Here is a 6,047-nt window from a genome sequence, read left to right as displayed (position 1 = left end):
AGTCGTTCTCTTCAGTTCGTAGTAACGACTTCAGTCGTTCTCTTCAGTTCGTAGTAACGACTTCAGTCGTTCTCTTCAGTTCGTAGTAACGACTTCAGTCGTTCTCTTCAGTTCGTAGTAACGACTTCAGTCGTTCTCTTACAAAATACCCGGTTGATCCCCCCAACCCCCCTTAAAAAGGGGGGCTTTTTAGAATGTTGCCAGATGTCTAGTCGTTCTCTTCGTTTGTAGTAACGACTTCAGTCGTTTTCGGCACAAGAATCCCGCAAATTGCAAACTATCAAACCCGATAATCATGATTCATCGGGTACAAACAGCTAACCGTTGAGGACCGATCGCCTGAAAATCGTCCTGAGTTAATCCCCAGACTTTGCACTCAAAACTGGCATTAACGCGCTTGCCACTTTTTCGCACGATCGCCCAGTTACAATGGGGTAAAACTTGGTCTAAAAAGGTGTCCGCACTCTTGAGAGAGGGAAAGCCAAAATAGTCTACCCAGGGTTGTCCGTCCGCGAGTAGAGACACCTGGCGATCGCCTCTTTCCACCGTTTCCCAGTGGGCGGTTTTAGGACAGGACTGTAACAGATTGTGCCAAGCCTCTAAAACTTGCATGAGTTCGTCTTTTTTGAGAGTTCTCCAAGATTGGGGAATGCCCAAAATTTTTCCAATGACTCCCGGCGAAAATACGGTCCCTTTTTGACGGCGATGGATGAGTGCTATCTGGTGGATCAACTGTTCTTTGCTCAGAGTGATAGCCATAATAGTTCAGGGGTGGAGTTCATCTTATCCCTGTCCTTATTTTAGCATAAAAATCCTGGATATTCCCAGATTAAACCTGAGAAGACATTAGGGTTTGATGTAAATAGATGACCCTTGATTTTCATCATCCGTCCCGAAAATTTTGCCTCCAGAAAGGCCCGATAAAAATTCTAAGGCTTCTATTTTATGACCATTAACGCGATAGAGAGGAACCAGAGAATCTGCGGGACGAAATTCCACCTGTTCGCCGTTCATTGAGAACAGACCAGCGGCATAAACTGCCGAATCAAAAGGTCCATCATCTCCGGGGTCGCGAGTGGAAGTGATATAGAGAATTCCAGCATTATTAACTTTTAGGTCACTGATATGACGAACATCTTCCTCCGGCCAAGGAACGGTCATCAAAGCCGACCCTTCGGGAGAGATTTGATACTCATTCGAGTCAAACCAGCCCCAATAGAGTACCCCTGGATCATCGGGACTCCCTCGATGACCCCAAACTCCAAGCAATTGACCGTCAATGAGGTGTAAATCGAAGCCTTCTAAATTAGTATTTTCCGGCAAATCGGGAAGAGAAAAAATGTGGACCAGTTGAATCGTGCCGGTGGAATCGAGGGTGAAATGATAGACTCGTCCGAAACTGGTGACGGCCATAAAAGCGGAGTCGTCACTGTCTGGAACCCGGGCGATCGCCTCTAAATCGACTGGCCATTCTGCACCCTCAGGCCACTGTAGGGGTAAATAATTTAAAGAATCTTGTCCCTGAACTGTTAGAATAGCGATCCGACCGTCTCCCTCGGTTTTATTGTCATGAACAATCACAAAACAAGTAGCTGGGGGACATCCCATCTCATCCAGAGAGTTTTCAACTAAGGCGATACCACTAATGCCAAAAAGAATGCCCGTTTTAACGGGACGCCACTGCGCCGAGGCGGACAGCAGCGCGATTAAAAAAATTAGAACTGTGGTGGCAGCAGCGAGAAAGAAGGGTGGAACTTTACGCATTTTAAACCTCTCCAACGATAGTATCTCCCGTGACGGGTGGTTAGGATGAAGGCGATCGCCGATTGCAACCGAGGAAAATCCCAGAGTTGGGTCTCTCTCGGGTGGGATGAACAACCGGAGATAGTGGCATCCTAGGCAAAATTGACCGCCTCAGGGGATTGAGCTTTGAGGGACTAGACTCTATAAACAGACCGAGAGTTCTGATTGGAGAACCCTCAACCTGAGAACCCGAGGGCAGAAAGGTACCTCCGGAGTAATACAATATCACTAGAGAATCAAGAGATTAGACCTCAATTTTTATCAGCCTTCCCAAACAACCCAGGATCAGTCAAGATAAACCATGCGATTGAGGAAGACACTGCGCCGAATTATTAAATGCCTTTAATTTATGCTTGAAAGTACCGCCTTTTCTGTACAGTTAGCCATTGACCGTCATCCGTTAACCGTCACGCCAGATACTCCAGTGAGCGCGGCGATCGTGCTGATGAGCCAGGTAAAATCGAGCTGCGCGATCGTGGTAGAAGCCGATAAAATCCTGGGTATATTTACGGAACGGGATGTGGTGAAATTGACGGCACGCAGTGGCGATCGTGAACAAGACTCATTTACCAAAGCGTTTAGTAAACAACCGATTTCTGCATTAATGACCCCTAGGCCGTTTATCCTCCAGGAGGAGCATCTTCCGAATCTCGTCACCCTTCTGGAGTTGTTGCGGCAGAAACAGATTCGCCATTTGCCCATCGTGGATCCTGATGAGAAATTACTAGGGACGATTACCTACCAGAGCATTCGAGAAATTATCCAACCGGCAGACTGGATGCGCTTGAGACGAGTGGTGGAAGTGATGAACCCCAACGTGATTACAGCATCACCGTCGGCATCGGTGTTGGAATTAGCCACCTTGATGAGCATCCATCGGGTCAGTTGCGTGGCGATCGCCCAGAATCGCTACAGCGATGACGCAATGCAGACCCTAGAACTGCAACCGATGCCAATCCCCATCGGCATCGTCACGGAACGGGATATTCTCCAGCTACAGGCATTAGAACTCAACCTCAGAACACTCACCGCTGCCGAAGTGATGAGTTCGCCCCTGCTGCTGGTGCAACCGACGGATTGCCTATGGACAGCGCATCAGTTAATGCGGGAGTATCGAGTCCGACGATTGGTCGTTGCCGATCCGGGGGATTCGTTACAGGGAATCATCACTCAAACCAGTTTACTCCAAGGATTTACACCGATTGAAATGGATGCCGCGATCGCCGCCTTGCAAGGATTAGTCGAAGAACGCACCACCGAACTCCAACAGGCGAATGAACAATTGCGACGGGAAATTTTAGAACGCCAACATACCGAAGCGGCCCTGCGCCTGTCCCAAGCGCGTTTAGCGGGAATTCTCGATAGTGCCGATGATGCGATTATTTCCATTGACGCAACCCAACGGATTCAACTCTTTAACCAGGGGGCCGAAAAAATTTTTGGTTACAGTGCAGCAGAGGTGATGGGACAATCCCTCGATCTGCTGTTACCGGAAAATCTGCGTCTGAAGCATCGCCAGTATATTCAACAGTTCGGCTACACCCCAGAAGTATCCCGGACAATGGGGACGCGATCGCAAGTCTTTGGACGCCGCAAAGATGGCAGCCAATTTCCCGCCGAAGCCTCTATTTCCAAGCTCGAAGTCGGTTCAGAACGACTGTTTACCGTCATTTTACGGGATATTACCAGCCGAGTGGTGGCCCAAGAAGCCCTGCAATTGCAACTGGAACGGGAACGAGTCATGTCTGCCATGCGCGATCGCATTCGTTCTTCTCTCAATCTCCAAGAAATTCTCAACACCACCGTTGCCGAAGTTCGACAATTTTTAAATACCGATCGCGTGATTATTTATCGCTTTCACCCCGATTGGAGTGGTAAAGTTGTCGTCGAATCCTGTGGCGATCAGGCCCGAGAAATCCTCAACCTCACGATTCTCGACCCCTGCTTTCGCGAAAGTCAGGCTGCACTCTATAAAAAAGGGCGTCTCAAAGCCACTGCTGATATTTATACTGAACCCCTTAGTCCCTGTCATCGCAATTTATTAACCCAGTTTCAAGTTAAAGCCAATTTAGTCGTCCCGATTTTATTAAATGAAGATTTTCAGTCCAACTCTGAGGAGGACAGGGTGGAACATTCCGGCGGGGATAACAACCAACTCTGGGGATTGCTGATTGCTCATCACTGCCAAGGTCCCAGGCAGTGGCAGAATTGGGAAACCGAATTCCTGCGAGAATTAGCCACTCAAGTGGCGATCGCCATCCAACAATCCACCCTCTTTGAACAATTGCAAGCCGCTAATCAAGAATTACACCGCATTGCCTCTCTCGATGGCTTAACTCAAGTCCCCAACCGTCGTTGTTTTGATGAATTCCTCAATCACGAGTGGCGACGAGGGGACCAAACTTCCCTTTCCCTCATTTTGTGCGATATCGACTATTTCAAACCCTATAACGATACCTACGGACATCAAGCCGGTGACGAGTGTCTGCAACGGGTAGCCACAGCCCTGCGTCAATGTATCAACCCCAAACTCGAACTGATTGCCCGGTATGGGGGAGAAGAATTTGCCGCAGTTTTGCCCAATACGGACCTAAAAAATGCCTTAGAACTCGCGGAACGACTGAGGAGACAAGTGTCTGGATTACAGATTCCCCATGCTCAATCTCAAGTGAGTCCTTACATCACTATGAGTTTAGGCGTAGCAACTCTCACCCCCAGTTCTGAAACCTCTCCCACTCAACTGATTGCCAATGCTGACGAAGCCCTCTATGTCGCCAAAGCCGGAGGACGCAATCGAGTCGTTTGCGCTTAATCTTTGCGCTTAATCAGGGATGTTCTTGCTCAAAGCGCACCCCCCACTCGTGCATCGTCTCCAGAATCGGTCGCAGAGTCATCCCAAATTCAGTTAAAGAATACTCCACTTTGGGCGGAACCTGGGCATAAACCATCCGGTTAATAATCCCATCCCGTTCCAATTCCCGCAATTGCTGAGTCAGCATTTTTTGAGTAATTCCCGCTAAAGCCCGATGCAGTTCTCCAAACCGTTTCACTCCAGAAAATAGCTCCTGCAAAATCAACACTTTCCATCGTCCACCAATAATGGCTAAAGTGGTTTCCACCGGACATCCTACTTGTTTTTTGCTATCTGATTTGGCTTCCATTGTTACCTTTTGGGTACTAACCCACTTAAAAGTGCATACTTTACAAATTAACTTTATCTATTCTAAAGTAAGTAATAACTAAAGCATCAAAATTCCATAAAACCTGTCGCGATCGCATTGGAGGAACCCATGTTAACCCTACGCAAAGCAGAAGAACGGGGACAAGGCAATTATGGCTGGCTCAAAACCTCCTATAGCTTTTCCTTTGCCAACTATTACGACCCTCAGTACATGGGATTTCGTGCCCTGCGGGTGATTAACCAGGACTGGGTGAGTGGTGGGGGCGGTTTTCCCACCCATTCTCACCGCGATATGGAAATCGTCACCTATATACTCCAAGGGGCGTTAGAACATAAAGATAGCATGGGAAACAGTTCCGTCATTCTTCCGGGGGAAGTGCAGCGGATGAGTGCGGGAACGGGAGTCGCTCATAGTGAGTTTAATCCTTCTCCAACCGAATCGGTGCATCTGCTGCAAATTTGGATGTTACCCGGTCAACAAGGACTCCCCCCCTCCTATGAACAAAAGCACTATTCCGAGGCAGAAAAACGCGGTAAATTGCGGTTAATCGGGTCCTCAGACGGGCGGGAGGGTTCTGTCACCATTCATCAGGATTTGAATCTGTATGCCACCATCCTGCATCAGGGCGATCGCGTGGTGTATGACATTCCCCCCAACCGTCATGCTTGGATACAAGTCGCCCGGGGAACTCTCACCCTCAATGACCTACCCTTGAAAACTGGGGATGGAGTTGCCTGTTCTGCACCGGAAACCCTTACCCTAGTGGGGTCTGAGGAAGAAGCTGAAGTGCTGTTGTTTGATTTAGCTTAAGCAGCGGTAGGACTTACGCAATCTGTAACCTTGAACCCCAACTGTAGAGGCGATTCGGGAATCGCCTCTACATTTTAGGTAGATTCTTAAAATATGCGTAAGTCCTGAGCGGTTTACCGGACTGGAGGCAGAGCCTCCGGGAGAGCATGACTGGGTAGAACCCAGTCACGAGGACAAGTATCCAACCGTTCAACTGAAAGGAAGGTATCTGTAGGGGCGCAATGCTTGCGCCCCAGGGCGCAAGCATTGCGC

The 6,047-nt window shown here is 48.7% G+C and carries 5 protein-coding genes; 2 read left to right on the top strand and 3 right to left on the bottom strand.

Features of this window, described 5'->3' with window-relative positions:
* Positions 1–300 precede the first annotated feature (300 nt).
* Complete coding sequence (locus NG833_RS26765; protein WP_254568324.1) at positions 301–759, bottom strand: hypothetical protein; 459 nt, start codon at positions 757–759, stop codon at positions 301–303.
* An 87-nt stretch (positions 760–846) separates the two neighbouring features.
* The gene (locus NG833_RS26760) at positions 847–1,764 is read right to left on the bottom strand and encodes a hypothetical protein (protein WP_254568323.1); all 918 of its coding nucleotides are present in this window, start codon (positions 1,762–1,764) and stop codon (positions 847–849) included.
* Positions 1,765–2,152: 388 nt separating this feature from the next.
* Here NG833_RS26760 and NG833_RS26755 point away from each other — a divergent pair, with 388 nt between their 5' ends.
* The gene (locus NG833_RS26755) at positions 2,153–4,615 is read left to right on the top strand and encodes a diguanylate cyclase domain-containing protein (RefSeq protein WP_254568322.1); all 2,463 of its coding nucleotides are present in this window, start codon (positions 2,153–2,155) and stop codon (positions 4,613–4,615) included.
* 13 nt (positions 4,616–4,628) lie between these two features.
* Here NG833_RS26755 and NG833_RS26750 read toward each other — a convergent pair whose 3' ends face one another.
* Positions 4,629–4,964, bottom strand: a complete 336-nt coding sequence (locus NG833_RS26750; RefSeq protein WP_254568321.1) for a helix-turn-helix domain-containing protein — start codon at positions 4,962–4,964, stop codon at positions 4,629–4,631.
* Between the two features lie 129 nt (positions 4,965–5,093).
* Here NG833_RS26750 and NG833_RS26745 point away from each other — a divergent pair, with 129 nt between their 5' ends.
* Positions 5,094–5,795, top strand: a complete 702-nt coding sequence (locus NG833_RS26745) for a pirin family protein (RefSeq protein ID WP_254568320.1) — start codon at positions 5,094–5,096, stop codon at positions 5,793–5,795.
* The last annotated feature ends 252 nt before the right edge of the window (positions 5,796–6,047 follow it).

The organism is Oscillatoria sp. HE19RPO (assembly GCF_024220515.1).
Classification (GTDB): domain Bacteria; phylum Cyanobacteriota; class Cyanobacteriia; order Cyanobacteriales; family Laspinemataceae; genus Laspinema.
The sequence above is the reverse complement of the archived record's forward strand: the minus strand, read 5'-3'. Positions and strand labels throughout refer to the sequence as shown.

What these genes read in the sequence shown, in the direction of transcription:
- NG833_RS26765 (WP_254568324.1), bottom strand. Translation starts at nt 759, where the DNA reads ATGGCTATCACTCTGAGCAAAGAACAGTTGATCCACCAGATAGCACTC.
- NG833_RS26760 (WP_254568323.1), bottom strand. Translation starts at nt 1,764, where the DNA reads ATGCGTAAAGTTCCACCCTTCTTTCTCGCTGCTGCCACCACAGTTCTA.
- NG833_RS26755 (WP_254568322.1), top strand. Translation starts at nt 2,153, where the DNA reads ATGCTTGAAAGTACCGCCTTTTCTGTACAGTTAGCCATTGACCGTCAT.
- NG833_RS26750 (WP_254568321.1), bottom strand. Translation starts at nt 4,964, where the DNA reads ATGGAAGCCAAATCAGATAGCAAAAAACAAGTAGGATGTCCGGTGGAA.
- NG833_RS26745 (WP_254568320.1), top strand. Translation starts at nt 5,094, where the DNA reads ATGTTAACCCTACGCAAAGCAGAAGAACGGGGACAAGGCAATTATGGC.